We start from the raw sequence: 25,952 nt of genomic DNA on the forward strand, positions 1-25,952 counted from the left end.
GCTCGTACGGGTCGGGGTGGGGGCGGCTCGTACAGGTCGGAGTAAGGCCGGACGGGTCGGAGTGGGGGCGGCTCGTACAGGTCGGAGTGAGGCCGGACGGGTCGGCGTGGGGCGGCTCGTACGGGTCGAAGTGGGGCCGGACGGGTGGCAGATCGGGGGCGGCGGGGCGCACGGGTCGAGGCGGGGCGGCGGATGGGGCGGCTCGGGGGGGCCGGCCGGACGGCGTCGTGGCGGGTCGGGGCCACGGACACACGCGGTGTCGCGCGGCGGACGTCACACCGCGGGGAGTCCGACCCCCTGCGCCAACTGTCCGGCGGCGTGCGTGAAGAGTCCGGCACGGTCCTCGACCACCCGATTGAACTGGCCGAACAACTCGAAGGAGACCATCCCGGCGAGCTGCGCCCAGGCCACGACCAGGGCGGCGGTGACTTCCGGGGGCAACCCTTCCGCGAAGTCGCCGGTCATCCGGACGGCCTCCGGGCGCAGGCTGTCGGGCAGCGGTGGCAGGGCGAGGCCCCGCCCCTCGTACGCGGTACGCAGCACGCCGATGAGGGTGTTGCCCACCCGGGACGCGGGGCCGACGGTGTCGAGGGGAGCGCTGTAACCGGGAACGGGGGAACCGTAGATCAACGCGTACTCGTGCGGGTGCGCGAGCGCCCAGGACCGGAAGGCCTCGCAGATCGCGAGCCAGCGCGCCCGCGGCGGGGCTCCGTCGGCGCGGGCAGCGGCCTCGGCCCGCTCCGCCGCCGCGCCGACGCTGTCGTACGCGTCGACGATCAGCGCGGTGAGCAGCTCGTCACGGCTGGGGAAGTAGCGGTACAGGGCCGAGGAGACCATGCCCAACTCGCGGGCGACGGCGCGCAGCGAGAGTTTGGCGGCGCCCTCGGCCGCGAGCATGCGGCGTGCCTCGTCCTTGATGGCGGCGGTGACCTCGATACGGGCCCGTTCCCTGGCCCCACGCACGGTGCTCATGCGGATCAGTGTGCCATGCAGACGGAGCAGTGCCCAAGAACGAGAGCTCCGATCCACTCCGAGAGCACTGCTCTTGCCTTGCTCCGCGGCGGCGTGCACACTGATCTCAAGCGAGAGCAGTGCTCTCCCAAGTGGTCCCGGAGGCCATCGTGAACGCGCCCGCTCCCTATTACGTCAAGGCCGGCCCGTTCGGCGTCCGCTTCAACGCCCTCTTCGGCAAGCTCGCCCGTCTCGGCGTCAGCCTCGCCGGTACCGCCGAGCTGTCCGTCCGGGGTCGCACCTCGGGCAAGATGCAGCGGATCCCGGTCAACCCGCACGCCTACAAGGGCGACCAGTACCTGGTGTCGGCTCGCGGCCACTCCCAGTGGGTGCGCAATATGCGGGTCGCGGGCGGTGGGGAGTTGCGCGTGGGCCGCAGGGTGCGCACCTTCACGGTCACCGAGGTCACGGACCCGGTGCGGCAGGCGGCGATCCTGCGCGCCTACCTGGAGAAGTGGGGCTGGGAGGTCAACCGGTTCTTCCAGGGGGTCACCGCGAAATCCTCCGACGCCGAGCTCCAGGCGGCGGCCGGCGACCACCCCGTCTTCCGGATCACCGTCACGAAGTGAGGCCACGGCTCGACTGGACCTGGCCCGAAGCCAGGCCTGTACCAGTCGACCCCGCCGAACGGACCGGACCCAAAGCCGGGCAGAACGAGTCTGCCCGGCCGAAGCCGCAGGTCAGGTCGCCCCAGACCCAAAGCCGGCCCGCGCGGCCCGGTCCCGCCCGAGGCACGATCGGGTCCGCCCGAGGCACGATCGGGTCGCGGGTCGCGCGGCCCGGCCGGGGCCCGGTACCGGCCTGCCCCGCCCGACCCAGGGCCGGGGTGACCGGCCCGACCCCGAGCCGGGGTGGCCAGCCCGGTCAGCCCGATCCCGAGCCGAGCGCGACCGGCCCGGTCAGCCACACCGGCCCCGCGTCGCCCCCGCACCCGCCCCGGTCCGACCGGCCCCGCGCCGGCCCCGCGCCCGGCCGGGCCGCCCCGGCCCGACCGGTCCCACCACCCCGGTCCGATCGGCCCACCGACCACGCCCCGCCTCGGCGAACTACGAACCGTCCTTGCCGGCCTGTCGGCTGTCCAGCGCGTGCAGCGCCCGCCGCGCCAGCGGGTACTGACGCACCAGTTCGGCGAGCGTCGTCGAACCGCGCGTGATCCGGGCGAAGGCCAGCCACGCCGGCCGCAGACCCGTGATGACGGCGTGCAGCAAACCCGGCTTGGACTCGAACAGGGTCAACATGCGCCTGCCCACGCCCATCTCCACACCCAGCCCGGCCTTGATGGCGAAGGCGTAGTTCAGGGCCTGGCGCCGTGCGTCCACCGCGTCCTGCGCCTCGGAGATCTTGACGGCCCACTCCCCCGCGAGCCGACCCGAACGCAGGGCGAACGAGATGCCCTCACGGGTCCACGGCTCCAGCAGTCCCGCCGCGTCGCCCGCGACCAGCACCCGCCCCCGTGACAGCGGCGACTCGGGCTTGCGGCAGCGGGTCAGGTGTCCGGAGGAGACGGACGGCTCGAAGCCGGCCAGGCCCAGTCGGGCGATGAAGTCGTCGAGGTACCGCTTGGTGGCGGCGCCTTCGCCCTTGGCCGAGATGACGCCGACGGTGAGGACGTCGCCCTTGGGGAAGACCCAGCCGTAACTGCCGGGCAGCGGACCCCAGTCGATGAGCACCCGCCCCTTCCAGTCGGCGGCCACCGTCTGCGGTACGGGGATCTCCGCCTCCAGACCGAGGTCGACCTGCTCCATCTCGACCCCGACGTGCGCGCCGATGCGGCTGGCGCTGCCGTCCGCCCCGACCACGGCGCGGGCCAGCACCGTCTCGCCGTCCGCGAGCACCACGGCCACGGTGCGCCGGTCGGGCACCGCCGCGCCATGCTGCTCGACGCGGGTCACGGCCGTGCCCGTACGGATCGTCGCGCCGGCCTTCTCCGCCTCCGCGACCAGCGCCGCGTCGAACTCCGGACGGTTGACGAGCCCGAACAGCATCCCCCTGGAACGCCGGGTCCGCGTCAGTCTCCCGTTCATGGAGAACGTGACCGCGTGGACGCGGTCCTGGAAGGGCAGCACGAACCCCGGCGGCAGGGCGTCGCGCGAGGGCCCGATGATGCCACCGCCGCAGGTCTTGTACCGGGGCAGTTCGGCCTTCTCCAACAGCAGGACGCGCCGCCCCGCGGTCGCCGCCGCGTGCGCGGCCGAAGCCCCGGCGGGTCCGGCGCCGACCACGACCACGTCCCACACCTCGCCGGTCCCCCCGGCGTTCCCCTCTTCCGTCACCTCGGCGGCGGACCGCTCTGCGCTTGCGTCGTGTACGTCGTCGTCGCTGCTCACGATGTGTTGCCGCTCCTGATCACGCTGTTGCTCGGATGCCGGGGAAATCCTACGGTGAGAGATCGCCTCGGCCCGCTGTGCGAGGATCGGGAATGTCTTTCGCCGTACCCGGCATACGCACACCCCTGCGAATGCGGGTGGCGTACAAACAGAACAACGTCGCACCCAAGAGGAGCGTGCCCATGTCCCAGAATCCGATCGCCGAGACCATCGCCTCGCTGATGCCCCGCGCCAAGACGGAGCTGACCGAGCTGGTGGCCTTCCAGTCGGTGGCGGACTGGGCGCAGTTCCCCCAGAGCGAGAGCCACGGCGCCGCGAACTGGGTGGCCGACGCGCTGCGCGTCGAGGGTTTCCAGGACGTGGCGCTGCTCGACACCCCCGACGGCACGCAGTCGGTGTACGGATTCCTGCCCGGGCCCGAGGGCGCCCCGACGGTGCTGCTGTACGCGCACTACGACGTCCAGCCGCCCCTGGACGACGCCGCCTGGATCTCGCCGGCCTTCGAACTGACCGAGCGCGACGGCCGCTGGTACGGGCGCGGCGCGGCGGACTGCAAGGGCGGGTTCATCATGCACCTGCTGGCGCTGCGCGCGCTCAAGGCCAACGGCGGTGTGCCGGTGAGCGTGAAGGTGATCGTCGAGGGGTCGGAGGAGCAGGGCACGGGCGGGCTCCAGCAGTACGCCGAGGCCCACCCCGAGTTGCTGACGGCCGACGCGATCGTCATCGGCGACGCCGGCAACTTCCGTCTGGGTCTGCCCACGGTGGTGGCGACCCTGCGCGGGATGACCCTGCTCAAGGTGAAGATCGACACGCTGGGCGGGAACCTGCACTCGGGCATGTTCGGTGGGGTCGCGCCCGACGCGCTGGCCGCGCTCATCAGGGTGCTGGACTCGCTGCGCGCCGCCGACGGCACGACGACGGTCGACGGTCTCGCGTCGGACGCGGTGTGGGAGGGTCTCCAGTACCCGGAGGCGGACTTCCGCACCGACGCGAGGGTCCTCGACGGTGTGGAGCTGATCGGCCGCGGCACGATCGCGGACCGGCTGTGGGCACGTCCGGCCGTCACGGTCCTGGGCATCGACTGCCCGCCGGTGGTCGGCGCCACCCCGTCGGTGCACGCCAGTGCCGGCGCCCTGATCAGCCTGCGGATCCCGCCGGGCGTGGACACGGCGGAGGCCATCAAGCTGCTGGAGGCTCACCTGGTGGCGCACACCCCGTGGAAGGCGCGCCTCGAACTGGAGGTCGTCGGCCAGGGCCAGCCCTTCCAGGCGGACACGAACAGCCCTGCCTACGCGTCGATGGCGGCGGCCCTCGAAGTGGCCTACCCGGGGCAGAAGATGCAGATCAGCGGCATGGGCGGATCCATCCCGCTGTGCAACGCGCTGACCTCCCTGTACCCGGAGGCGGAGATGCTGCTGATCGGGCTGAGCGAGCCCGAGGCGCAGATCCACGCGGTGAACGAGAGCGTCTCCCCCGAGGAGTTGGAGCGCCTCTCGGTCGCGGAGGCTCACTTCCTCGTCAACTACGCGGAGTCCAAGCGCGTCTGAGGCCCGTCCTGGACACGTACCGCGGATGCGTGGCACGCATCCGCGGTACGTGTCCGAGGCGCGTGTCCGAGGCTTGCGCCACGGGCGTACTCCGCTCCCGGTGAACCGGACGCCGGGAGCGGGGATCCTCGCCGTAGGTTCGCGACATGACTCTCATGGAGCGTGTCGAGGTACTACCCGGGCGGCTGCACATGCTGCGCTTCCCCATCGGTCAGGCCTACTTGTGGTGCGACGACGAGGCCCTCACCCTGATCGACGCCGGATACGCCGGTTCGGCCCCGGAGATCGAGGAGGCGATCCGCTCGCTCGGCCTGCGGCCCGAGCTCCTGGAGCGGATCGTCCTGACGCACTGCCACCGCGACCACGTGGGCGCCTCGGGGGAACTCGCCGCCCGCCTGGGTGCCGAGATCGTGGCCCACCGGCTGGACGCGCCGGTGATCCGGGGTGAACAGCCCGTCCCCGAGCCGGTGTTGGCGGACTGGGAACTCCCGCTGTACGCACACGGCCTGACGGCCCCCGAGGCGCCGCCGACCCGCGTGGACCGGGAGGTCGAGGACGGCGAGGTCCTGCCGTTCGGCGGCGGCGCGGTGATCGTCCACTCCCCCGGCCACACGCCGGGCAGCATCGGCGTCCACCTGCCCGCGCAGGGCGTGCTGTTCACGGGTGACTGCGTCGCGGGGATCGGGCAGGTGATGCAGGGGGTGTTCAACGTGGACGGCGAGCAGGCGGCGGCCTCGTTCCGTCGCCTGGCGGAACTGTCCCCGTCGATCGCGTGCTTCGGGCACGGCGACCCGCTGACCCGGGACACCGCCCGGATCCTCGGCGCCGCCACGACCGCACCCCAGCCGCGCTGACCGGTCGCCGTCCCGACCCCCTCCGGGGCGGCGACCGTCGGGAACACGGACCGGCGGTTCGCCTGCCGGCGCCACTTCGGCGACCCGCCCTACGGAACCGGTCGTCCCGCCTCCAGGTACAGCGCGCACCCCCGCTCCCGGGCGCGCAACGCCCATCGCAGGCGTTCGTGACGGTGCGCCGGCAGCAGCGTGGCCGCCTCCTCCTCCGTCACGAACCTCCATTCCCTCAACTCCGGCCCGGGCAGACACAGTTCAGCCGCCTGGGCCTCCGACAGTCGCCCCCCGTCGAAGAGCAGCCTCAGGCCCCCGTACGCCGGGTGGGCGGGCGGCTCCCAGTCCATCACCAGCAGTTCCGGCAGCCGCCCCAGGACCAGCCCCAGTTCCTCCTCGACCTCCCGCACGCCGGCGCGGGCCGGGGCTTCCCCCGCCTCGACGACGCCTCCGGGGAACTCCCACCCCGGTTTGTACGTCGGGTCGACGAGCAGCACCCGGTCCCGGTCGTCGAAGAGGAGGACGCCGGAGGCCACCGTCTCCCGGGTCGGTTCGGGTGTCTGCACGATGTCGCAGATGCCCGCGACGTCCGTGCGCACGGCTTCCGCGATGCGTTCGGCGGTCTCGCGGACGGTCAGCCGCCCGTTGTCGATGACGTGCGCGTCGACCGTCAGCCAGCCCAACGCCTGCTGGTACGCGGGGATGTGGTCGTACGCCCACTGTCTGACCCGCAGATCCACCTGTTCCGGCGCTCCCGGTTCCTCCCTGGTCGCGATCCGCTCCCGGAGAATCGTTTCCTCGGGGGCGAGCAGCACGTGCCGCACCGGGATCCGTCGTGCTGCGAGGCCGCCGAAGATCTCGTCCCGGTACTCCTGCCGCAGCAACGTCATCGGCACGACCAGTACCCCGCCCAGCTCCGCCAGCATCGCCGCCGCCGTGTCCACGACGAGCCGCCGCCAACTCGGCAGGTCCTGGTAGTCGGAGACCTCCGCGAGCCGTTTGCGCGGCAGCAGCACCCGCAACGCGTCCCCGATGAACTCCGGGTCGAACACAGCGCTATCCGGCAGGAGTCCGGCCAGTTCGCGGGCCGTGCTGGTCTTCCCGGCACCGAAAGTGCCGTTGATCCAGACAATCACGTCTACCCCTCTCCCGATGGCTCGCCTCGAAGCCCCCAGAGGCTTGCCCGCACCACCCTGCCACGGAAACCCATTCGGCGACCGAGTGCTTATCCTCAAGGTCACAGCCTTGCCCGAGGCTCGTCCGACCACTCCGCCGGAGATCCCGTGCCCCATTCCCGCCGCCCGTCCGAGCCCCGTTACGGCAACCGGCCGACCATGAAGGACGTGGCGGCCCGCGCAGGCGTGGGCCTGAAGACGGTCTCACGGGTGGTCAACGGCGAGCCGGGGGTGACTCCCGACACCGAGCGGCGCGTCCAAGAGGCCATCGACGCACTGGGTTTCCGCCGCAACGACAGCGCCCGCGTGCTGCGCAAGGGGCGCACGGCCACCGTGGGCCTGGTCCTGGAGGATCTCGCCGACCCCTTCTACGGTCCGCTGAACCGGGCCGTGGAGGAGGTGGCCCGAGCCCACGGCGCGCTCCTCATCAACGGCTCCAGCGCCGAGGACCCGGACCGGGAGCGGGAGTTGGCCCTCGCGTTGTGCGCCCGGCGGGTGGACGGGCTGATCGTGATTCCGGCCGGGGACGACCACCGTTACCTGGAACCGGAGATCCGGGCGGGCGTGGCCACGGTGTTCGTGGACCGGCCGGCCGGCCGGATCGACGCGGACGTGGTCCTGTCGGACAGTTTCGGCGGTGCCCGGGACGGGGTGGCCCACCTGATCGCCGGCGGACACCGCCGGATCGGTTTCATCGGCGACCATCCGCGCATCCACACCGCGGCGGAACGCCTGCGGGGCTACGAGGCGGCCATGTCCGCGGCGGGCCTGCCGGTGTCCGAGTCCCGGGTCTCGCTGGGCTCCACGACCCCGGACCGGGTCACGGCGGCGGCCCACCGGATGCTGACCGACCGGGAGCCGGTCACCGCGCTCTTCGCGGGCAACAACCGGGTGACGGTCACCCTGGTCCGGATCCTGGCCGCCGGCGGCGACCCGGTGGCGCTGGTCGGCTTCGACGACTTCGAGTTGGCCGACCTGCTGCGTCCCGGCGTGACGGTGGTCGCCCAGGACGCGGCCGCCCTGGGCCGGGTCGCCACGGACCGCCTCTTCCGGCGCCTGTCGGGGGCCGCGCTGCCCCCGGCCCGCATCGAACTCCCCACGCGCCTGATCCCGCGCGGCTCCGGCGAGATCCCCCCGAGCCCCTGACCGACGCCGAACGCAGGACAGCGGAGTCGGGATGCCGCGAGGCCCGGCCGGGATGTTCCCGGCCGGGCCTCGGGCGTCCGGATCGAGGGGATCAGGCGGTGGCCGTCAGGGTCGCGGAGCGGCGCGGGATCGCGAAGGCGTCCAGTTCCGCGCGGGTCAGGCCGGTCAGGGCGGTGACCTCGTCGGCGCCCACGGCGCCGCAGTCGAGGCCGCGGACCAGATAGCCGGCCAGGGCCTTGGCGGTGGCGGGCTCGTCCATCACGTCGCCCTCGATCTTGGCCACGTACGCCTTGAGGCGCGCGGCGGCGGTTTCCAGGCCCTCGCGGTAGAAGGTGAAGACGGCCGCGTAGCGGGTCGGCAGGTGCGCCGGGTGCATGTCCCAGCCCTGGTAGTACGCGCGGGCCAGGGCGCGGCGGGTGAGCCCGTAGTGCAGCTTCCAGGCCTCGTGGACGTGCTCGGTGGTGCCGATCGGCAAGACGTTGGTCGAGCCATCGGAGACGCGTACGCCGGTGCCCGCGGCGGCGACCTGCATGATGGCCTTCGCGTGGTCGGCGGCGGGGTGGTCGCTCGACTGGTACGCGGCGGAGACCCCGACGCAGGCGCTGTAGTCGAAGGTGCCGTAGTGCAGGCCGGTGGCGCGGCCCTTGGCGGCCTCGATCATCCGTGCCACGGTGGCGGTGCCGTCGGAGGCGACGATGGACTGACTGGTCTCGATCTGGATCTCGAAGCCGATCCGGCCCGGGCGCAGGCCGCGGGTGATCTCGAAGGCCTCCAGCAGCTTGACGAAGGCGCTGACCTGCTCGGCGTAGGTGACCTTCGGCAGGGTGAGGACGAGACCCTCGGGCAGGCCGCCGTGTGCGAGGAGACCGGACAGGAAGATGTCCGTGGTGCGGATGCCGCGGTCGCGGACGTTGGACTCCATGCACTTCATGCGGATGCCCATGTAGGGGGCGTTGGTGCCGTTGGCGAACGCTTCCGAGACGAGGCGGGCGGCGCGGGCGGCGGCCTGGTCCTCCTCCTCGTCGGAGCGGACGCCGAAGCCGTCCTCGAAGTCGACGCGCAGGTCCTCGATGGGCTCGGACGCGAGCTTGGCGCGCACCCGGTCGTAAACGGGCACGGCCAGTTCGTCGGAGATGCCGAGGACCTCGGCGAAGGTCGCGGCGTCCGGGGCGTGCTCGTCGAGGGCCGCGAGGGCCTGGTCGCCCCAGGAGCGGATGGTGTCGGCGGCGAAGACGTCACCGGGGACGTAGACCGTGTGGATGGGCTGGCGGGTGCCGGGGTCGCCCGGGTAGTGGCGCGCGAGTTCCGCGTCCACCGGCGCGAGGGAGGCGCTGATGCCCTCGCTGACCGCGCCTGCGAGGCTCGTCGCCACCTTCTCCTGCTGACCCATCGTGCACTCTCCTCTTTTCCGCTTCACGGAATCTTGGATCCGTATTGCAGAATTTAGCCACGGGGTTCCGCTCAGTCAATGGTCGCCCGGCCCTCCCGGGGAAACGACTCGGGGCCGTGTGGTGACAAACACCACACGGCCCCGGAGGCGGAGAGTACGCAGGTCAGCGAGTGACCCGGGGGTTTCAGCCCTTGCGCGCCTTGATCTCGCCGGTCAGCTGCGGGACGACCTCGAAGAGGTCGCCGACCACGCCGTAGTCGACCAGGTCGAAGATCGGGGCCTCGGCGTCCTTGTTGACGGCCACGATGGTCTTCGAGGTCTGCATGCCGGCCCGGTGCTGGATCGCGCCCGAGATGCCGGAGGCGATGTACAGCTGCGGGGAGACCGACTTGCCGGTCTGACCGACCTGGTTGGAGTGCGGGTACCAACCGGCATCGACGGCGGCGCGCGAGGCGCCGACGGCCGCACCGAGGGAGTCCGCGAGGTCCTCGATGATGTGGAAGTTCTCGGCACCGTTGACGCCACGACCGCCGGAGACCACGATCGCGGCCTCGGTCAGCTCGGGGCGGCCGGTCGACTCGCGCGGGGTGCGGGAGGTGACCTTGGTGCCGGTGGCCAGGGCGCCGAAGGTGACGGCGAGCGCCTCGACGGCGCCGGCGGCCGGGGCGGCCTCGACCGGGGCCGAGTTCGGCTTCACGGTGATGACCGGGGTGCCCTTGGAGACGCGGGACTTGGTGGTGAACGACGCGGCGAACACGGCCTGGGTCGCGACCGGACCCTCGTCGCCGGCCTCCAGGTCGGTGGCGTCGGTGATGATGCCGGAACCGATGCGGACGGCCAGACGGGCCGCGATCTCCTTGCCCTCGGCGGAGGACGGGACGAGCACGGCGACCGGGGAGACGGCGTCGTACGCGGCCTGGAGGGCGTCCACCTTCGGTACCACGAGGTACTCGGTGAACTCGGGGGCGTCGGCAGTGAGGACCTTGACGGCGCCGTGCTCGGCGAGCACGGCGGCGGTGGCCTCGGCGCCGGCGCCGAGGGCGACGGCGACGGGCTCGCCGACGCGGCGGGCGAGCGTCAGCAGCTCCAGGGTGGGCTTGCGGACGGCGCCGTCCACGTGGTCGACGTAGACGAGAACTTCAGCCATGGGAATGCTCCTGCGAATGCGAAGAGGTCAGGGGGGTGTCGAGGTGACCGAAGCTCTTAGATGAACTTCTGGCCGGCCAGGAACTCGGCCAGCTGCTTGCCGCCCTCGCCCTCGTCCTTGACGATCGTGCCGGCGGTGCGCTCCGGGCGCTTGGTCGCGGAGTCGACGGCGGTCCAGGCGCCCTCGAGGCCGACCTCTTCGGCCTCCAGGTCCAGGTCCGACAGGTCCCAGGCCTCGACCGGCTTCTTCTTGGCGGCCATGATGCCCTTGAAGGACGGGTAGCGGGCCTCGCCCGACTGGTCCGTCACCGAGACGAGCGCGGGGAGGGAGGCCTCCAGCTGCTCGCTCGCGGAGTCGCCGTCGCGGCGGCCCGTCACGGTGCCGTCCTCGACCTTGACCTCGGAGAGCAGGGTGACCTGCGGGACGCCCAGGCGCTCGGCCAGGATCGCCGGGAGGACGCCCATGGCGGCGTCGGTGGACGCCATGCCGGTGATGACCAGGTCGTAGCCGGCCTTCTCGATCGCCTTGGCGAGCACCAGCGAGGTGCCCATGACGTCGGTGCCGTGCAGGTCGTCGTCCTCGACGTGGATGGCCTTGTCGGCACCCATCGAGAGCGCCTTGCGCAGCGCGTCCTTGGCGTCCTCGGGACCCACGGTCAGGACGGTGATCTCCGCGTCGTCCGCCTCGTCGGCGATCTGCAGCGCCTGCTCGACGGCGTACTCGTCGAGCTCCGACAGCAGACCGTCGACGTCGTCGCGGTCCACGGTCAGGTCATCGGCGAAGTGCCGGTCGCCGGTGGCGTCGGGTACGTACTTCACACAGACAACGATCCTCAGGCTCACGCCGGCTCTCCTACCGCATCGTCTTTTTCTGATACCGCCTTGTGCAGGCAGCATAGGCGCCTTGTCGGGCGGATCCCGATCGGGGCGGCCCGCGCCCCGACAGGAATGTTACTCGCCAGTACACAGTTGGTCTTCCCTGGTGGCAAGGCCACCGAACTGTGATCTGCCCAACGCCGCCCGAACGGGCGCCGGCAGGGACGATTCAGTCGCGCAACGCGTTGAAGCGACCCTGGTGGTACAGCAGGGGACGCGCCTCGCCGGCCGGCCCCGAGGCGGGATCCCCGGCCACCGCCTCCGCGATGATCACCCGGTGCTCACCGGCGGGCACCCGCGCCACCACCCGGCACACCAGCCACGCGAGCACCCCCGAGAGCACCGGGACTCCGTGCGGTCCCTCGACCCGCCGCGTGCCCGGCCCGAAGCGGTCGGCCCCGCTGCGCGCGAACAGTCCCGCCAACTCCCGCTGGTGCTCGCCGAGTATGTGCACGCCGAGATGCGTGGAGTCCCGTATCACGGGCCAGCTGGAGGACCCTGTGCCGAGGGTGAAGGACAGCAGCGGCGGCTCGGCGGAGACCGAGTTGAGCGAGGTCGCGGTGAAGCCGACCGGCCGGCCGGTCGGGTCGGCGGCGGTGATCACGGCGACCCCCGCGGCGTGTTGCCGGAAGACGGAGCGCAGCAGGTCGGGTGAGCCGGGCAGGCCGGTGGTCGAAGAGGGGAACTCAGCCGTCGGGGCCGTCATGGAAGGACTCCTTCTGCCGCGCGGTCGCGGGCACGGTGGGGATCGGGCAGCCGGGGGCGTTCAGCGATCCCAACAGCGCGCGCTCGCGTACCGGACGAGGTCCACGTGTGTCCGTCCGTAAAGCAGGAGTTCGTACCGCATGTCGTCAGCCTGACGATCACCCGTGTACACAGTCAAGCCGCAGCGGCCAGATGTCAGGCGCGTCACTCTGCGTACGGGCGCGCGCACCGGCGCGATCGTGTCCGACCCCGCCGCGCGCCCGGCCGTCCGGGGGACCCCTCGGCCTCGTGTACGGGGCCTCACACGGCCGCTCCCAGGGCCGCGATCACGTCCGCCTTGCGCGGCATTCCGGCCGCCCGCCGGACGATCCGCCCGGCCGAGTCCAGGACCAGCACCGTCGGGGTCCTGTCGATGCCGAGCGCGCGCACCAGTTCCAGGTTCCGCTCGGCGTCGACCTCGATGTGCGCGACCCCGTCCACCATGGCCGCCACCTCGGCGAGGATCCGTCGCGTGGCCCGGCAGGGCTGACAGAACGCGCTGGAGAACTGGACCAGGCTGGCCCGCTCCCCCGGCTCCGCGCCCAGCTCCAGGGCGCCCAGCCCCGCCGCGTTCCCGTGTCCGCTCACCTCGGCTCCCATCGACACCCGCCCGCTTCCGTTCGTACGCTGATCCGAGCGCCCCGCGGGTGCGCCGCATTCCCCACCGCTTCCCGGCGTGACGAGAATCTCCCCGGGCACAAGCGTCTGGGCTGGCCAGCAGCCCTCGTATGGGGCACGATCCCCATGGTCAGCGTACCTACGCTTCCGTAACTTCCGGCCGGGAGCACCTCCCCAGGCAGAAAGGCGGGGTCTCCCCACCATGGCTGAGCTCGTCTACCCTCCCGTGATCGGCGCGGCGCACACGCTGTTCCGCGCGCTGGACATCCGTATCGACATGAAGGGCACCGAGAACATCCCGCGCAAGGGCGGGGCGGTCCTGGTGTCCAACCACATCGGTTACCTGGACTTCATCTTCGCCGGCCTGACGGCGCGGCCACAGAAGCGCCTGGTGCGTTTCATGGCCAAGGAGTCGGTGTTCCGGCACAAGGTCTCCGGTCCGCTGATGCGGGCGATGAAGCACATCCCGGTGGACCGGGCGCAGGGTGAGGCGGCGTACCAGCACGCGCTCGACTCGCTGCGCGCGGGCGAGATCATCGGGGTCTTCCCCGAGGCGACGATCTCCCAGTCCTTCACCCTCAAGACGTTCAAGTCGGGTGCGGCGCGCATGGCGCAGGAGGCCGGGGTCCCGCTGATCCCGGTGGCGCTGTGGGGCACCCAGCGGCTGTGGACCAAGGGCCGCCCGAAGGACCTCAAGCGCAGCCACATCCCGGTGACGATGCGGGTCGGCGAGCCGATCGACGCGCCCTCGGACCAGTACGCCGGGGCGATCACGCGCCGGTTGCGCGAGCGCGTGCAGGAGCTGCTGGACGCGGCGCAGCGCGCCTACCCGACGAAGCCGAAGGGCCCGGAGGACTCCTGGTGGCTGCCGGCCCACCTGGGCGGTACGGCGCCCACGCCGGCGCAGGTCAAGGAAGCCGGCTGAGCGGTCCGTCCGACGGGGTGGATCGGGCAGGCCGGCCGGACGGCCGACGCGGGGGCGAGTGCCGGGTCGGCGCTTTCCTCCGCCGGCCCGCTCGGCGCGGTGCGCGGCCGGGCGGCTAGCCCGGCGCTCCCGACGCGCGTACGGACCGCTGCGGCCCGGCCGTGTGGTCGGGCGGGCGCGTGCAGCGGACGGCGGCGCCTTTCAACGCGCGCCCGCGACGGCCGTGTTCAGCGCGCCGCCTCGTCCCGTTTGCGGCGTCGGTGCGCCGCCACCCGGGCCCGGGTGGCGCAGGTGGTGGAGCAGTACCGGCGGGCGCTGCCCGGGCCGGTGCCGAGGAAGAGCCGGCCGCAGCCCTCGGCGGGGCAGGCCCCCCAGGCGACGCGCCCGTATTCGGTGAGCAGGTGGGCGAGCGCCAGTGCGCCGGAGGCGAGGAACCAGCCGTCCCAGCCGGCCGCGTCGCCCCGGTCCACGTGCAGGTGCCAGGGGTGGCCGTCGTGGCGGGTCAGTCGGGGCCGGGTGGCGTGTTCGGCGAACAGCGCGTCGATGGCCTCGGCGGCCCGGTCCGCGTCGGTCTCGGCGAGGACCCGGGCCATTCTCCGTGCGGCGGACCGCAGTTCGGCGGCGGCGGTCTCGTCGAAGGCCTCCTCGGTGAGGTCCCGGGGGTGTTCCCCGTGCCGGACGAGCAGCGCCGCCAGTTCCGCGCGCGGCAGTTCCGGGTCGACGCGGACGGCCTCGGCGAGGTCGATCAGCCGTCCGGCCGCCGAGAAGCCCTTCTCCGGACGCGCCTTCGGCGGGTCGACCCTCCCGGCGTCCGTCCTCGCGGGGTCCGTCGGGTTCGCCGCCATCGGAATCCTTTCGTCCTACACCCATGACCGGTAACGTCTTAACGCGTCATCACGTTACTCGATCCGGAGGGGGCTCGCGCATGAGCGGGTTCGGGCGGTACCTGGCCGCGGCGCTCGCCGCGCGGTTCGCCTCCGAGGGCATGGGCATGGCCGTGGTGTTGTTGGCCCTGGAACGCACCGGGGACGCGGCGTTCGGTGCCTTCGTCCTGACCGCCTGGTTGGCCCCGCACGTGCTCGCGGCTCCGCTCGCCGGGGCCGCCGCCGCGCGGGCGCGCAGCCCCCGGCTGTTCCATGTGGGATGCCTGGCGGGATTCACGGCCGCGGTGGCCGCCCTGGCCCTGCTGTTGGGCCGCGCGCCGGCGCCGGCGGTGTTCGCGGTGGCGGCGCTCGGGGGTGCCTGCGGGCCGATGGTGACGGGCGGACTGTCCAGCCTGGTCGCGGGGTTGTGGCCGCCCGGCCCTGGCCGCGACCGGGCGTACGGCTGGGACGCCTCCACCTACAACGCGGCCGGGGTGACCGCCCCGGCGGCGATCAGCCTGGTCGCGGCGACGGGCTCGGCGGCTTCCGCGATGGCGCTGCCGGCGGCGGCCGGGGCGCTGGCGACGGTGTTGGCCGCGACGCTTCCGTACGCAACCCCGGACGCGGGCCGGCCGCCGGGCGGACCCCGGGTCGGGGTGGGCGGCGGTCTGGCGGCGCTCTGGCGGGTCCGGGAGCTGCGGGCCATCACCTCGGCGACGACCCTGGCGTTCGTCGGCATCGGCTCGCTGACCACCACCTCGGTGCTGTTCGCGGCCGCTCTGGGGAACCCGGGAGCGGGCGGGGTGCTGATGACCGCCTTCGCGGTGGGCGCACTGGGCGGCTCCCTGACGCTGGGTCGGATCACGGCGGTCGCTCCGGGCCGACTGGCCTGCGGGGCGTTGGCGGGAACGGGACTGGCCCTGGCGGGTGCCGCGTTCGCCCCGTCCGTCGCGTGGGCGGCGGTGGCGTTCGCGGTGGCCGGGGTGTGCGACGGCCCCCTGCTGACGGCCACGCTGCGGATCCGCTCGGACCACGCGCCCGACGGGGTCCGGACCCAGGTGTTCACGCTCGGGGCGGGACTCAAACTGACGGCCGCGTCGGCGGGCGCCGCCCTGGTGGGGTTCGCCGCCGACGCACCGCCGTGGACGCTGCTGCTCGGGATCGCCGGGCTCCAGGCGGCCGCCGCGCTGCTGTACGCGGCGCTGGTGCGTGGCCCCGTACCGCCGAAGGTCGTCACAGCGCCGTCGGCAGCCTCCGCCACAGCTCCGACCGGTCCGCCGACTCCCGGAGGGCCGTGAGCGGGGCGGGGTGGGGGGTCGCGTACAGCCCGGGGTAGTCCACTTCGCCGAGTTCGGGGCGGACGGTGAAGGCGAGCCGCTCGTGGTCGAGGGTGAACCGGGCGTCCACGCCCGGCTTGTTGCCGCGCGGGTCCACCCGGGACCAGTGCGCTCTGCCGGGCAGACGCAGGGCGACGAGGCCGTGGACCAGTGGTGCGGAGCCGTCGTCCTCGGTCAGACGCTGGTAGCAGAGGGCGGCCGGGATGCCCCGGGCGCGCAGGAGCGCGGCGAGGGCGTGGGACTTGGCGTGACAGATGCCGGTCCGCGCGTCGAGCACGTCGGAGGCGCGCCAGGTCACGCGGTCGTCGCCGGCGTCGGCGGAGTGCGCGACGGTGTCGCGGACGAACTCGTAGGCCACGGCGGCGTAGGCGTACGGGTCGCCGCCCGTGGCGGTCCACAGCGCGTCGGCGGTCTCGGCGACGAGGGGGTGGCCGTGGTCCACCGCGTCGTCGGCCGCGAGATAGGCGGGGTCGGGCTGCTCCTGGATCATTTCCATGATCCAGGAGCATGCCTGTGCATGCTTTGGCATGCCCATCGATTTATGTGCGTCGAGCGGGCGGACCCTACCGGGCCAGCTCCTCCTTCAGCGCCTGGAGGAAGACGTCGACGTCCTCCTCCTGGGTGTCGTAGCTGCACATCCAGCGCACGTCACCGGCGATCTCGTCCCAGAAGTAGAAGCGGAACCGCTCCTGGAGCCGGCGCGTCACCGCGTGCGGCAGTCGCGCGAACACCGCGTTGGCCTGCACCGGGTAGAGGATCTCGACCCCGTCGGTCTCCCGCACGCCGGCCGCCAGCCGCTGCGCCATCGCGTTGGCGTGCCGGGCGTTGCGCAGCCACAGGTCCTTGGCGAGCAGGGCCTCCAACTGCACCGACACGAAGCGCATCTTGGACGCCAGTTGCATCGACATCTTGCGGATGTGCTTCATCTGCCGGACCGCGTCGGGGTTCAGCACGACGACCGCCTCGCCGAACATCATCCCGTTCTTGGTCCCGCCGTACGACAGGACGTCCACGCCGACCGCGTTGGTGAAGGCACGCATCGGCACGTCGAGCGAGGCGGCGGCGTTCGCTATCCGCGCGCCGTCCAGGTGCACCTTCATGCCCATGCCGTGCGCGTGCTCGCAGATGGCCCGGATCTCGTCGACCGTGTAGACGGTGCCGAGTTCCGTGTTCTGGGTGATCGAGACGACCTGCGGCATCGCACGGTGCTCGTCCTCCCAGCCCCAGGCCTGCCGGTCGATCAGCTCGGGGGTGAGCTTGCCGTCCGGAGTGGGGACGGTGAGCAGCTTGAGCCCGGCCATCCGCTCGGGCGCGCCGCCCTCGTCCACGTTGATGTGCGCCGACTCGGCGCAGACCACGGCGCCCCAGCGGTCGGTCAGGGCCTGGAGGGCCGTGACGTTCGCACCGGTGCCGTTGAAGACCGGGTAGGCCTGCGCGTACGGGCCGAAGTGGCTGCGGAAGATCTTCTGCAGGTGCTCGGTGTACTCGTCGTCGCCGTAGGAGACCTGGTGGCCTCCGTTGGCCAGCGCGATGGCCTCCAGGATCTCCGGATGCACCCCCGCGTAGTTGTCGCTGGCGAATCCGCGCACCGCCGGATCGTGGTGGCGGTGCGCATCGGTCTTCCCGCTCGCGGTTCTCACGGTTGCGGAGTGAGCCACAGACGCTGTCCGTTCACATCGGGTGCGGGCCGCTCCCAGACGCCGGCGATGGCCTCGGCCAGCTCCTTGACGTCGGTGAAGCCCGCGAACTTCGCAGTGGGACGCTCGGCGCGCATCGCGTCGTGCACCAATGCCTTGATGACCAGGATCGCAGCCGCGGCGTTCGGGCCGTCCTCGCCCCCCGCCTTGCGGAAGGAGTCCGCCATGGCGAGCGTCCAGGCCTCGGCCGCCGCCTTGCCCGCGTTGTACGCGGCGTTGTTGGCGACCGGCTTGTGCGCACCGGACTGGCTGATCAGGACGTAGCGTCCCCGGTCGCTGCGGAGCAGGCCGTCGTGGAAGGCGAGCGAGGTGTGCTGGACGGTGCGGATCAGGAGCTTCTCCAGGAAGGCCCAGTCCGCCAGGTCGGCGTCGGTGAAGGTCTTGCTGCCGCGCCAGCCGCCGACGAGGTGGACGAGTCCGTCGACCCGGCCGAACTCCTTCTCGGTCCGCTCGGCCCACGCCTTGGTGGCGTCCAGGTCGAGGAGGTCCACGGTGTCGCCGACGACGGTGGCGCCGCCGTGGGCGTAGCGGGCCGCGTCCACGGCCTCCGCGAGGCGTGTCGGGTCGGCGTCGGCCGCGACGACCACCGCGCCCGCCTCGGCGAGGCGGAGCAGGGCGGCCTGGCCGGCGGGGCCACCGGCCCCGGCCACCGCGATCACCGCTCCGTGCAGCTTCCCGTCACCGTTGCCGGTGGTACCGGAGCCGTTCATCTGTGCAGCCTCCTGAGGGCGAGAGCTCACGCGGCGGCCTGCTCGGCCGTCTCGGCGTTCAGGGCGGTGATGCCCTTCGTGGAGGCGATCACACCCTTGAGCTTCTTGGCGAGGGCCTCATAGAACATGCTCAGCGGAAACTCGTCCGGAAGCACGTCGTCGACGAGCTTGCGCGGCGGCAGGCTGAGGTCGAGGGCGTCGGGGCCCTTCGCCCACTTGGAGCCCGGGTGCGGGGCGAGGTAGGTGGAGACCAGCTCGTAGGCCTTGAACCAGTGGACGAGCTTCGGGCGGTCGATGCCGGCCCGGTAGAGGTCCTCGATCTCGGCGCAGAGCTGGTTGGTGACCTGCGGCGCGCGCATCCAGTCGATCTTCAGCTTGTTGTCCGTCCAGCGCACGACGTCGTGCTTGTGGAGGTACGCGAAGAGCAGCTGGCCGCCGAGGCCGTCGTAGTTGCGGTTGCGGTCGCCGGAGACCGGGAAGCGGAACATCCGGTCGAAGAGGACGGCGTACTGCACGTCACGGCCGTGCTCGTTGCCCTCGGACTCCAGCTTCACGGCCTCCTTGAAGGCGGTGAGGTCACAGCGCAGCTCCTCGAGGCCGTACATCCAGAACGGCTGGCGCTGCTTGATCATGAAGGGGTCGAACGGCAGGTCACCGTGGCTGTGCGTGCGGTCGTGGACCATGTCCCACAGCACGAAGGCCTTCTCGCAGCGGTGCTGGTCCTCGACCATGGCGGCGATGTCCTCGGGCAGCTCGATGCCCAGGATGTCCACGGCGGCCTCGGTGACCCGGCGGTAGCGCGCGGCCTCGCGGTCGCAGAAGATGCCGCCCCAGGTGAAGCGCTCGGGGGCCTCGCGCACGGCGATGGTCTCCGGGAAGAGCACGGCGGAGTGGGTGTCGTAGCCCGGGGTGAAGTCCTCGAAGGTGATGCCGAGGAAGAGCGGGTTGTCGTACCGGCTGCGCTCCAGCTCGGCGAGCCACTCGGGCCACACCATCTTCAGCACGACGGCCTCGAAGTTGCGGTCCGGGTTGCCGTTCTGCGTGTACATCGGGAAGACGACGAGGTGCTGGAGGCCGTCGGCGCGCCCGGAGGCCGGGTGGAAGGCCAGCAGGGAGTCGAGGAAGTCCGGCACGCGGAAGTCGTCCGCGACCCATTTGCGCAGGTCCGCGACGAGCGCGGTGTGGTACTCGGTGGCGTGCGGCAGCAGCGGGGACAGCGCGAGCACGGCGTCCGTGACGCGCTCCACGACGGCCTCGACCTCGACGCGGGCGGGGGCTCCCTCGGCCTCGAAGTCGATCGAGCCGTCGGCCGACTGCCAGGGGCGGATCTCCTCCACGGCGGCCTTGAGCGCGAGCCACGCGGGCTGGTCCACTACCCGCGTTTCCGCGGTTGTCACGGCACCGCCGACGCCCGGCACAAGAGTTTCCGTCATGTCACTTCCTCCACAGGAGAACCTCACGTCAAGACAGCGTATGCATGTGAGGCTCTCCCACTCAAGAGAGAAGTCGGGAAATTATCCTGCCGCACCCCCCGCTTCGCCGAAATTCTTCCCGTCCTTCATGGTGGAAGCCAAGCCTCCGCTCTTCCCTCTCCCTACCCCGCGGACCTGCGAGAACGCCTACGGGACCGCTCCGAGCACCGAAGACGCGCCGGCTCGGGACGTCGAGGACCCGGGGCGGCGACCCCGATCACGGCCTCCCGTGATCCTGCTCACTCGGCGCCGCGGAAGTGCGGGATGACGTGCTCTCCCCACTGGCGCAGCGTCTCCAGGCAGGCCTCCTGGGGCACCGTGCCCATCTGGATCAGGCACATCACCTCGTCCGCGCCGGCCGCCCGGAGCCGCTCCACGTGGGCGATGGCGTCATCGGCGCTCCCGTAGGCGTGATCGGCGTTGAAGGTGGCCGTGGCGGTGGGTCGCACCGGGATGTCCTGCTCGTGCAGCCGGGCCACGACCTGCTCGGCGGCCCTGCGCATCTCGGCCGGCTCGTCGGCGCCCGCCACCACCGCCTCGTCCGGAACGCCCGCCCCGCCGTACCAGTGGCCGATCGACTGGGCGAAGAAGCGCTGCCCGCGGACGCCGATCCGGCGGGCCTCCGCCGGGTCGTCGAGCACGATCGTCGGGCAGAGCACCGAGAAGTGGTCGTTGACGGCGGTCGACACGAAGCGCGCCCCGTCCCGCCCCGCGATCGCCCCGTCGTACACGGCGCGCATCCGCGCGATCGACTCCGGACCCGCGAAGCCCATCACCAGGGCACCGATCCCCAGCTCGGCGGCCTGTACGAGGGTCTCGGCGCGGCTGCACGCCAGGAAGAGCGGCGGGTGCGGGGTCTGGGTCGGTCGGGGCAGGATCGGGTGCGGGCCGATGTCCAGCAGTTCGCCGTGGTACTCCAGCTCCTCCTCCTGCCAGGCCTTGCCGATGATCCGCAGCGCCTCTTCCACCTCGGCGGTGGTCCGGTCCTTGTCCACCCCGCACAGGGAGGTCTCCTGCGTGGTGCCGCCCCGCCCGGCCCCCAGGTCGAGCCGGCCGCCGGACAGCAGGTCGAGCATGGCGGCGCGCTCCGCGACCCGGACCGGATGGTTGAAGTTGAAGGGCATGCACACGACGCCGTGCCCGATGCGTATGGTGTCCGTCCGGGCCGCGACCCAGGTGAGGAAGATCTCCGGGGCCGACATGTGCGCGTACCACTTCAACGAGTGGTGCTCGACGGCCCAGATCCGGTCGAATCCCATGCGTTCGGCGAGTACGGCCTGCTCGACGCAGTCGCGGATGACCTGGTGTTCCCGTTCCGCGGTCGGGTCGGCCAGCTGCGCTTCGAAGATCACGGAGAATTTCACGATGCCTCCAGAGTTGCGTCCCGTGCCCGGCATTGCTTCGATTCGGAATATGACTAGTAGTAATAAGTCGAGGAAGCAAGACCTCCCGCAGGTCCTTCCGCCGACCGCGTGGGCGGTTCTCGGCCTGCTGTCCTTCCCCGGGGAGCGCACGGGCTACGAGCTGAAGAAGTGGGCGGACTCCTCACTGCGGTTCTTCTACTGGTCGCCGGCCATCAGTCAGATCTACGCCGAACTGCGCCGCCTGGAGGAACTGGGGTACGCGGCGTCCGTCCGCTCGGGCCCCGAGGAGGTACGGACCAAGCGGCGCTACGCCATCACCGACACGGGACGCGCGGCCCTGGCCGGCTGGGCCTCGGACACCGCCGAGGCCGGGCCCCCGGTCCTCAAACACGGACTGCTGCTGCGGATCTGGCTCGGGCACCTGGCCGAGCCGGCGCTGCTGCGCGCGATGGTGGAGGACCACCTGGAACGGACCAGGGGCGAACTGGCCGCCGTTCGGGAGGCCATGGACCACGCGGGCGGGGTGAGCGAGTGGGCCTTCCCCACCCTCGCGCTGCGTTGGAGCGAGCGGCAGCACCTGGCAGAGCTGGAGTTGGCCGAGGCCCTGCTGGCCGACCTGGCCGAGGTCGAGGCGGTCGCCGCCCCACAGGCCTCGACCGCTGCCGACGTCGGAGCGAGCACCGCCGGCACCGAGGGCGGATCCGGCGCCGGGGCCTGAGTCAGGGACGCCGGCGTGCGTCCGTCAAGCCGATGGGGACGCGCCCACGCCCGGGTGACGCGAGGACGGGCCGGCGGGCCGTACGAGCCCGACGGGAAAAGGCCGGCACGCTCCCGCGCACCCCCGCACGGGCGGTCCCATCGCACGGTCGGCGCACTAGCATGCGCCTCACCGCGCGCGGCCGGTCGGGACACCGCGACCGTGCGGGGAGCCGCCGTCGACGGAAGCGAGAGAACCTTGACTTTCCTCACCATCGGTCATCGCGGGGTCATGGGCGTCGAACCGGAGAACACGCTGCGGTCGTTCGCCCGCGCGCAGCGATCCGGCATGGACGTCATCGCCCTGGACGTACGCCTGAGCAAGGACGGCGCCCTCGTCGTACTGCACGACGAGGAGGTGGACCGCACCACCGACGGAGCCGGCCCCGTCGCCGAACTCACCCTGGCCGAACTGCGCGCGCTGGACGCCGGGCAGGGCGAACGGGTGCCGGTCCTGGACGAGGTGGCGGACACGGTGGAGGTACCGCTCCAGGTCTGCGTCCAGGACCCGGCCACCGCCGAGGCGCTCGCCCGGTGGATCCTGCGCCGCGACCTGACCTCGCGGGTCGAGGTCGCCTCGTTCCACGACGCGGTGCTCGAACAGGTCACCCGGCTGGTGCCGGGCGTGCGCGGCTGCCTCTACGCCGACCAGCCCGAGGCGCAGCGCAGGGTCATCGAGGACCGGGCGCCGGCAGCGGGCGCCGGAACCGTCGCCCTGGACATCCACCGGCTCACTCTGGCGATGGTGGAGTCGCTCCACTCGGAGGGGCTGCGGGTGACCGGTCGGACCGTCAACACCCTGGAGCACCTGCGGCTGGCGCGCGCCCTCCAACTGGACGGTGTGATCACGGACTTCCCGGAGATCCGCAGCACGGGCCGCTTCACCGCCTGACCGCTCCCGCCGAGCGCGGGGGCCCGGCCACCCGCAGGGCGTGCTACAGCGACTTGACCAGCAGTTCGAAGGCCAGGTCCTCGCGGCGCGGCTTGCCGAAACGTTCGTCGCCGTACGGGAAGGGGCTCAGCTCGCCGGTGCGCTCGTAGCCGCGGCGCACGTAGTAGGCGATGAGCTCCTCCCGTACGTTGATCACCGTCATCCGCATCTCCTTGACGCCCCACTGCTCGTAGGCACGCCGCTCCGCCTCGGCCAGGATCTCCTTGCCGAGGCCGCCGCCCTGAAGGCCGGGGCGGACGGCGAACATCCCGAAGTAGGCGTGGTCGCCCCGGTGCGCGAGGTGACAGCAGGCGATGATCTCGCCCGCGCGTTCGACGACGAGGAGCACGCTGTCCGGTCCGCCGATGACCTGGCGGACGCCGTTGGCGTCGGTGCGCTGTCCGTCGAGGTAGTCCGCCTCCGTGGTCCAGCCGCCACGGCTGGCGTCCCCGCGGTAGGCCGACTCGACGAGTGTCACCAGTTCCGGCACGTCGGCCTCGACGGCGCTGCGATAACTCAGTTCGGTGGGGTGGGCGGTCGACATCGACGGCTCCGTTCTTCCTCTGGGCACATGCCGCGCCTGGCACGGTACGGAGAGCCTAACCCGGGCCGGCGTGCGGACCTTCGGACAGGGGCATCTCTTCCGGTGAAGCCGACGAACCGGGGGGTTCCGCCGTGCACGGATCCGCGATGTCCTCCATCTCCTCCGTCTTTTCCGCCTGGCTGCTCGTGCTGCTGTGCGCCGTGAGCGGGACCTACTGTCTGCTGCGCGCGAGCAGAGCCGGCGGGGAGGGCCGGGGACCTGCGGCGGGCGAGGCCGTGATGGGGCTCGGGATGGCCGTGATGGCCGTGCCGCCGGGGACCGGGGCGTGGGGCGCGCGGATCCTGCTGGGCGCGTTCTGCGCCGCCGCCGTGCACGCGCTGTGGCTGCTGCGCGACGGCGCCCACCACGCGCACCACCTGGTGGGTTCCCTGGCCATGGCCTACATGGCCTACCAGGGCCTGGCGATGACCGCCGGGCACGGGCACGGCCCGGCGGTCGGGGCGGCGCGGGGGGTGCCGCTGGTGACCGGGGTGCTCCTCGTCTACTTCACGGGGTACGTCCTGCTCGCCGGGGCCCGGCTGACGGCCGGCGGGGGCGGCCGGCCGATCGTGTCCGCGGCGGGCGGGCGGTCCCTCGCGCCGGCCGTCGGCGGGACCGGCGACCTGACCCGGGCCTGTCGACTCGCCATGGGCATCGGCATGTTGGCGATGCTGCCGGGCATGTGAGGTGCCGGTCGGGCCGCGGCGACACGTGTCCTGCGTCACCAATGCGCCGAGGCGATACCGGGGGGCGGTCCCGCGCTCATAGGCTGGCGACCATGATGGTCCCCGCCGCCCTTCTGCTGCTCGGCGCACTGACCGCTGTGCTCGCTCCCCGTCTGCTGGCCCGGGCCCGATGGCCCGACCGTGAGCCGGTCGTCGCGCTGTGGGTGTGGCAGTGCGTGGTGGGCGCGGTGCTCCTGTGCCTGGCGCTGTCGATGGTGTTGAGCGCGGCGGCCGCCTGGCTGGCGGTCCGGGGCCGGCTCTTCGCGTCCGCCCCGCACGGGGTGGCCGACGCGTACGCGCTGGGTGCGGCGGGCGGCCCCTGGGCCATCGGCACCGCGCTGGTCCTCGCGGGCGGCGGGCTGTGGACGGGAGCGATGCTGACGCGCGAGGTGCTGCGGGCGCGGGCCCGGCGGCTCGTGGGGGCGGCCGAGCTCCGGGACCGGGCCCCGCTGTTGCCCGGCGAGGACCCCGCGGCGGCGCGGCTCGTCGTCCTGGAGGGGCCCCGGCCCGAGGCGTGGTGGCAGCCGGGGGCGGTCCCGCGCCTGGTGGTCAGCACCGCGGCGTTGGGTCGGCTCAAGGGCAGCCAACTGGACGCGGTGCTGGCGCACGAACAGGGTCACGTGGCGGCCCGGCACGACTGGTTGTTGCACTGCTCGCGGGCGCTCGCCCAGGGATTCCCGCAGATCCCGGTGTTCGCGGCGTTCGAGGCCGAGATGCACCGGTTGGTGGAGCTGGCCGCCGACGACGTGGCCTCGCGGCGCTTCGGGCGGCTGACGATCGCGCTCGCCCTGGTGGGGCTCAACGAGGACCGCGGTGTCTTCGGCCCCTGCCCGACCCCGCAGGCCCACGTACCGCAGCGGGTGCGGCGCCTGCTGTCGGCGGCGCCCCGCCTGTCGCCGGTCCGCCGGCTGCGTCTGACGGCCCTGGCGACCCTGGTCCCGGCGGTGCCGCTGCTGGTCGCGTTCGTACCGGGCCTCAGCGCGCTGACGTAGGACCCCGGTCGCGCGCGGTGCGAGGATCACCGTATGCGGAATGACCTCGTACGGATTGCCGGGATCTCCTGCGCGCTGCTCGCCGCCGTCCTGACGGCGCTCGTGGTGAGACGGTGGGACCCGCTGATCTCCTACGACGACGGGGTCGCCCGGGACCTGCACGCGCACGCCGTCACACACCCCGGGGTCACCCATCTCGCGCGGGTGCTCTCCGACTGGGTCTGGGACCCGTGGACCATGCGCGCCCTGGCCGTGGCGGCCTGCCTCCTGTTGTGGTGGCGGGGCGATCGCCATCGTGCGATGCGGGTCGCGGTCGCCGCGCTCGTGGCCTCGGTGGTGCAGCAGGGGTTGAAGGCGCTGGTGGGTCGGGAGCGGCCGGAGTGGCCGGATCCGGTGGACTCGGCGCACTTCGCCGCGTATCCGTCCGGGCACGCGATGACGGCGACCGTGGTGTGCGGGACGCTGCTCTGGCTGTTGCCCGAGAAGACCCCGCGGGCGGGGGCGGCCGCCGCGTGGATCCTCGCCGTCGTCTCCGTCCTCGGCGTCGGCCTCACCCGGCTCTACCTCGGCGTCCACTGGTTCTCGGACGTGCTCGCCGGCTGGCTGCTGGGCGTGGCCCTGGTCGCGCTCGTGACGCAGTGGCGGCCCCGCTCCGGGCGACCCCCCGCGTCGCCCGGAGCACCCGGCCCCGCCTGAGGGGTCACGGTCCCGTCGGGGGTGGCGGTCCCGTCGAGGATCGCGGTCCCGTCGAGGGAGGCGGTCCCGTTGGCGG

26 protein-coding genes are annotated in these 25,952 nt (G+C 72.5%); 11 read left to right on the forward strand and 15 right to left on the reverse strand.

From position 1 onward, the window contains the following. Window positions 1-273: 273 nt before the first annotated feature. The gene (locus ACFYW3_RS14815; protein WP_389386459.1) at window positions 274-972 is read right to left on the reverse strand and encodes a TetR/AcrR family transcriptional regulator; all 699 of its coding nucleotides are present in this window, start codon (window positions 970-972) and stop codon (window positions 274-276) included. A 149-nt stretch (window positions 973-1,121) separates the two neighbouring features. Here ACFYW3_RS14815 and ACFYW3_RS14820 point away from each other — a divergent pair, with 149 nt between their 5' ends. Further along, the gene (locus ACFYW3_RS14820; protein ID WP_389386460.1) at window positions 1,122-1,580 is read left to right on the forward strand and encodes a nitroreductase/quinone reductase family protein; all 459 of its coding nucleotides are present in this window, start codon (window positions 1,122-1,124) and stop codon (window positions 1,578-1,580) included. Window positions 1,581-2,057: 477 nt separating this feature from the next. Here the strand turns inward: ACFYW3_RS14820 and ACFYW3_RS14825 are convergent, their stop codons facing one another. Further along, window positions 2,058-3,284 (reverse strand): geranylgeranyl reductase family protein, encoded by a 1,227-nt coding sequence (locus ACFYW3_RS14825; protein WP_351751324.1) that lies wholly within the window; start codon window positions 3,282-3,284, stop codon window positions 2,058-2,060. 236 nt (window positions 3,285-3,520) lie between these two features. Between ACFYW3_RS14825 and ACFYW3_RS14830 the strand changes: the two genes are divergently transcribed. Together ACFYW3_RS14830 and ACFYW3_RS14835 are read left to right on the forward strand one after the other, a co-directional pair. Then, window positions 3,521-4,885 carry a dipeptidase gene (locus ACFYW3_RS14830; RefSeq protein ID WP_351751265.1) on the forward strand — a complete coding sequence of 455 codons (1,365 nt, stop codon included), beginning with the start codon at window positions 3,521-3,523 and terminating at the stop codon, window positions 4,883-4,885. A gap of 155 nt (window positions 4,886-5,040) precedes the next feature. Then, complete coding sequence (locus tag ACFYW3_RS14835) at window positions 5,041-5,739, forward strand: MBL fold metallo-hydrolase (protein WP_389386593.1); 699 nt, start codon at window positions 5,041-5,043, stop codon at window positions 5,737-5,739. An 89-nt stretch (window positions 5,740-5,828) separates the two neighbouring features. Here the strand turns inward: ACFYW3_RS14835 and ACFYW3_RS14840 are convergent, their stop codons facing one another. Then, entirely contained in the window at window positions 5,829-6,866 is a 1,038-nt protein-coding gene (locus ACFYW3_RS14840) for an NUDIX domain-containing protein (protein WP_389386461.1), read from the reverse strand. A 198-nt stretch (window positions 6,867-7,064) separates the two neighbouring features. On the opposite strand from ACFYW3_RS14840, the gene ACFYW3_RS14845 reads away from it, so the two are divergent. After that, complete coding sequence (locus tag ACFYW3_RS14845) at window positions 7,065-8,051, forward strand: LacI family DNA-binding transcriptional regulator (protein WP_351751321.1); 987 nt, start codon at window positions 7,065-7,067, stop codon at window positions 8,049-8,051. Between the two features lie 91 nt (window positions 8,052-8,142). Here the strand turns inward: ACFYW3_RS14845 and ACFYW3_RS14850 are convergent, their stop codons facing one another. The 5 genes from ACFYW3_RS14850 to ACFYW3_RS14870 form a co-directional block, all read right to left on the reverse strand. Next, the gene (locus ACFYW3_RS14850; RefSeq protein ID WP_351751262.1) at window positions 8,143-9,441 is read right to left on the reverse strand and encodes a DUF6986 family protein; all 1,299 of its coding nucleotides are present in this window, start codon (window positions 9,439-9,441) and stop codon (window positions 8,143-8,145) included. Window positions 9,442-9,625: 184 nt separating this feature from the next. Continuing rightward, window positions 9,626-10,588 (reverse strand): electron transfer flavoprotein subunit alpha/FixB family protein, encoded by a 963-nt coding sequence (locus ACFYW3_RS14855; RefSeq protein WP_053678303.1) that lies wholly within the window; start codon window positions 10,586-10,588, stop codon window positions 9,626-9,628. Window positions 10,589-10,644: 56 nt separating this feature from the next. After that, window positions 10,645-11,430: an electron transfer flavoprotein subunit beta/FixA family protein gene (locus ACFYW3_RS14860; protein ID WP_053678301.1), complete on the reverse strand. Its 786-nt coding sequence runs from the start codon at window positions 11,428-11,430 to the stop codon at window positions 10,645-10,647. Window positions 11,431-11,632: 202 nt separating this feature from the next. Next, a complete protein-coding gene (locus ACFYW3_RS14865) occupies window positions 11,633-12,169 on the reverse strand; it encodes a flavin reductase family protein (RefSeq protein ID WP_351751260.1) in 537 nt (178 codons plus the stop codon). Between the two features lie 299 nt (window positions 12,170-12,468). Further along, complete coding sequence (locus tag ACFYW3_RS14870; RefSeq protein ID WP_389386594.1) at window positions 12,469-12,807, reverse strand: TlpA family protein disulfide reductase; 339 nt, start codon at window positions 12,805-12,807, stop codon at window positions 12,469-12,471. 220 nt (window positions 12,808-13,027) lie between these two features. Here ACFYW3_RS14870 and ACFYW3_RS14875 point away from each other — a divergent pair, with 220 nt between their 5' ends. After that, a complete protein-coding gene (locus tag ACFYW3_RS14875; protein ID WP_351751257.1) occupies window positions 13,028-13,750 on the forward strand; it encodes a lysophospholipid acyltransferase family protein in 723 nt (240 codons plus the stop codon). A gap of 227 nt (window positions 13,751-13,977) precedes the next feature. Here ACFYW3_RS14875 and ACFYW3_RS14880 read toward each other — a convergent pair whose 3' ends face one another. Next, the gene (locus ACFYW3_RS14880; RefSeq protein ID WP_351751256.1) at window positions 13,978-14,595 is read right to left on the reverse strand and encodes a CGNR zinc finger domain-containing protein; all 618 of its coding nucleotides are present in this window, start codon (window positions 14,593-14,595) and stop codon (window positions 13,978-13,980) included. 80 nt (window positions 14,596-14,675) lie between these two features. Between ACFYW3_RS14880 and ACFYW3_RS14885 the strand changes: the two genes are divergently transcribed. Further along, window positions 14,676-15,911 carry an MFS transporter gene (locus ACFYW3_RS14885; protein WP_389386462.1) on the forward strand — a complete coding sequence of 412 codons (1,236 nt, stop codon included), beginning with the start codon at window positions 14,676-14,678 and terminating at the stop codon, window positions 15,909-15,911. On the opposite strand, the gene ACFYW3_RS14890 is transcribed toward ACFYW3_RS14885, so the two are convergent. The 5 genes from ACFYW3_RS14890 to ACFYW3_RS14910 form a co-directional block, all read right to left on the reverse strand. Continuing rightward, window positions 15,847-16,446, reverse strand: a complete 600-nt coding sequence (locus ACFYW3_RS14890) for a transglutaminase family protein (RefSeq protein ID WP_351751253.1) — start codon at window positions 16,444-16,446, stop codon at window positions 15,847-15,849. The genes ACFYW3_RS14885 and ACFYW3_RS14890 overlap by 65 nt on opposite strands. A 67-nt stretch (window positions 16,447-16,513) precedes the next feature. After that, window positions 16,514-17,608 (reverse strand): threonine aldolase family protein, encoded by a 1,095-nt coding sequence (locus ACFYW3_RS14895; RefSeq protein WP_389386463.1) that lies wholly within the window; start codon window positions 17,606-17,608, stop codon window positions 16,514-16,516. Then, a complete protein-coding gene (locus ACFYW3_RS14900) occupies window positions 17,587-18,357 on the reverse strand; it encodes an SDR family NAD(P)-dependent oxidoreductase (RefSeq protein ID WP_351751250.1) in 771 nt (256 codons plus the stop codon). The genes ACFYW3_RS14895 and ACFYW3_RS14900 overlap by 22 nt, the downstream gene beginning before the upstream one ends. Window positions 18,358-18,383: 26 nt before the next feature. Continuing rightward, on the reverse strand, window positions 18,384-19,790 hold the full coding sequence (locus tag ACFYW3_RS14905; protein WP_351751249.1) for a DUF6421 family protein: 1,407 nt from the start codon (window positions 19,788-19,790) through the stop codon (window positions 18,384-18,386). 278 nt (window positions 19,791-20,068) lie between these two features. Next, the gene (locus tag ACFYW3_RS14910) at window positions 20,069-21,193 is read right to left on the reverse strand and encodes an LLM class flavin-dependent oxidoreductase (RefSeq protein ID WP_389386464.1); all 1,125 of its coding nucleotides are present in this window, start codon (window positions 21,191-21,193) and stop codon (window positions 20,069-20,071) included. 49 nt (window positions 21,194-21,242) lie between these two features. Between ACFYW3_RS14910 and ACFYW3_RS14915 the strand changes: the two genes are divergently transcribed. Both ACFYW3_RS14915 and ACFYW3_RS14920 read left to right on the forward strand, forming a co-directional pair. After that, entirely contained in the window at window positions 21,243-21,911 is a 669-nt protein-coding gene (locus ACFYW3_RS14915) for a PadR family transcriptional regulator (protein ID WP_389386465.1), read from the forward strand. A gap of 237 nt (window positions 21,912-22,148) precedes the next feature. Next, on the forward strand, window positions 22,149-22,841 hold the full coding sequence (locus tag ACFYW3_RS14920; RefSeq protein WP_389386466.1) for a glycerophosphodiester phosphodiesterase: 693 nt from the start codon (window positions 22,149-22,151) through the stop codon (window positions 22,839-22,841). Window positions 22,842-22,884: 43 nt separating this feature from the next. Here the strand turns inward: ACFYW3_RS14920 and ACFYW3_RS14925 are convergent, their stop codons facing one another. Next, entirely contained in the window at window positions 22,885-23,424 is a 540-nt protein-coding gene (locus ACFYW3_RS14925; protein WP_351751243.1) for a GNAT family N-acetyltransferase, read from the reverse strand. A 146-nt stretch (window positions 23,425-23,570) separates the two neighbouring features. Here ACFYW3_RS14925 and ACFYW3_RS14930 point away from each other — a divergent pair, with 146 nt between their 5' ends. The 3 genes from ACFYW3_RS14930 (at window position 23,571) to ACFYW3_RS14940 (ending at window position 25,876) form a co-directional block, all read left to right on the forward strand. After that, window positions 23,571-24,149, forward strand: a complete 579-nt coding sequence (locus ACFYW3_RS14930; RefSeq protein ID WP_351751241.1) for a DUF5134 domain-containing protein — start codon at window positions 23,571-23,573, stop codon at window positions 24,147-24,149. Window positions 24,150-24,241: 92 nt separating this feature from the next. Beyond that, window positions 24,242-25,180, forward strand: a complete 939-nt coding sequence (locus tag ACFYW3_RS14935; RefSeq protein WP_389386467.1) for a M56 family metallopeptidase — start codon at window positions 24,242-24,244, stop codon at window positions 25,178-25,180. Between the two features lie 33 nt (window positions 25,181-25,213). Then, window positions 25,214-25,876, forward strand: coding sequence for a phosphatase PAP2 family protein (locus ACFYW3_RS14940; RefSeq protein ID WP_351751238.1), 663 nt, complete (start codon window positions 25,214-25,216; stop codon window positions 25,874-25,876). Window positions 25,877-25,952: the final 76 nt, after the last annotated feature.

Source organism: Streptomyces sp. NPDC002602 (genome assembly GCF_042889445.1).
Classification (GTDB): domain Bacteria; phylum Actinomycetota; class Actinomycetes; order Streptomycetales; family Streptomycetaceae; genus Streptomyces.

What these genes read in the sequence shown, in the direction of transcription:
- ACFYW3_RS14900 (WP_351751250.1), bottom strand. Translation starts at nt 18,357, where the DNA reads ATGAACGGCTCCGGTACCACCGGCAACGGTGACGGGAAGCTGCACGGA.
- ACFYW3_RS14915 (WP_389386465.1), top strand. Translation starts at nt 21,243, where the DNA reads ATGACTAGTAGTAATAAGTCGAGGAAGCAAGACCTCCCGCAGGTCCTT.
- ACFYW3_RS14845 (WP_351751321.1), top strand. Translation starts at nt 7,065, where the DNA reads ATGAAGGACGTGGCGGCCCGCGCAGGCGTGGGCCTGAAGACGGTCTCA.
- ACFYW3_RS14830 (WP_351751265.1), top strand. Translation starts at nt 3,521, where the DNA reads ATGTCCCAGAATCCGATCGCCGAGACCATCGCCTCGCTGATGCCCCGC.
- ACFYW3_RS14940 (WP_351751238.1), top strand. Translation starts at nt 25,214, where the DNA reads ATGCGGAATGACCTCGTACGGATTGCCGGGATCTCCTGCGCGCTGCTC.
- ACFYW3_RS14890 (WP_351751253.1), bottom strand. Translation starts at nt 16,446, where the DNA reads ATGGAAATGATCCAGGAGCAGCCCGACCCCGCCTATCTCGCGGCCGAC.
- ACFYW3_RS14925 (WP_351751243.1), bottom strand. Translation starts at nt 23,424, where the DNA reads ATGTCGACCGCCCACCCCACCGAACTGAGTTATCGCAGCGCCGTCGAG.
- ACFYW3_RS14875 (WP_351751257.1), top strand. Translation starts at nt 13,028, where the DNA reads ATGGCTGAGCTCGTCTACCCTCCCGTGATCGGCGCGGCGCACACGCTG.
- ACFYW3_RS14870 (WP_389386594.1), bottom strand. Translation starts at nt 12,807, where the DNA reads ATGGGAGCCGAGGTGAGCGGACACGGGAACGCGGCGGGGCTGGGCGCC.
- ACFYW3_RS14935 (WP_389386467.1), top strand. Translation starts at nt 24,242, where the DNA reads ATGATGGTCCCCGCCGCCCTTCTGCTGCTCGGCGCACTGACCGCTGTG.
- ACFYW3_RS14865 (WP_351751260.1), bottom strand. Translation starts at nt 12,169, where the DNA reads ATGACGGCCCCGACGGCTGAGTTCCCCTCTTCGACCACCGGCCTGCCC.
- ACFYW3_RS14815 (WP_389386459.1), bottom strand. Translation starts at nt 972, where the DNA reads ATGAGCACCGTGCGTGGGGCCAGGGAACGGGCCCGTATCGAGGTCACC.
- ACFYW3_RS14835 (WP_389386593.1), top strand. Translation starts at nt 5,041, where the DNA reads ATGGAGCGTGTCGAGGTACTACCCGGGCGGCTGCACATGCTGCGCTTC.
- ACFYW3_RS14855 (WP_053678303.1), bottom strand. Translation starts at nt 10,588, where the DNA reads ATGGCTGAAGTTCTCGTCTACGTCGACCACGTGGACGGCGCCGTCCGC.
- ACFYW3_RS14905 (WP_351751249.1), bottom strand. Translation starts at nt 19,790, where the DNA reads ATGACGGAAACTCTTGTGCCGGGCGTCGGCGGTGCCGTGACAACCGCG.
- ACFYW3_RS14850 (WP_351751262.1), bottom strand. Translation starts at nt 9,441, where the DNA reads ATGGGTCAGCAGGAGAAGGTGGCGACGAGCCTCGCAGGCGCGGTCAGC.
- ACFYW3_RS14930 (WP_351751241.1), top strand. Translation starts at nt 23,571, where the DNA reads ATGTCCTCCATCTCCTCCGTCTTTTCCGCCTGGCTGCTCGTGCTGCTG.
- ACFYW3_RS14880 (WP_351751256.1), bottom strand. Translation starts at nt 14,595, where the DNA reads ATGGCGGCGAACCCGACGGACCCCGCGAGGACGGACGCCGGGAGGGTC.
- ACFYW3_RS14885 (WP_389386462.1), top strand. Translation starts at nt 14,676, where the DNA reads ATGAGCGGGTTCGGGCGGTACCTGGCCGCGGCGCTCGCCGCGCGGTTC.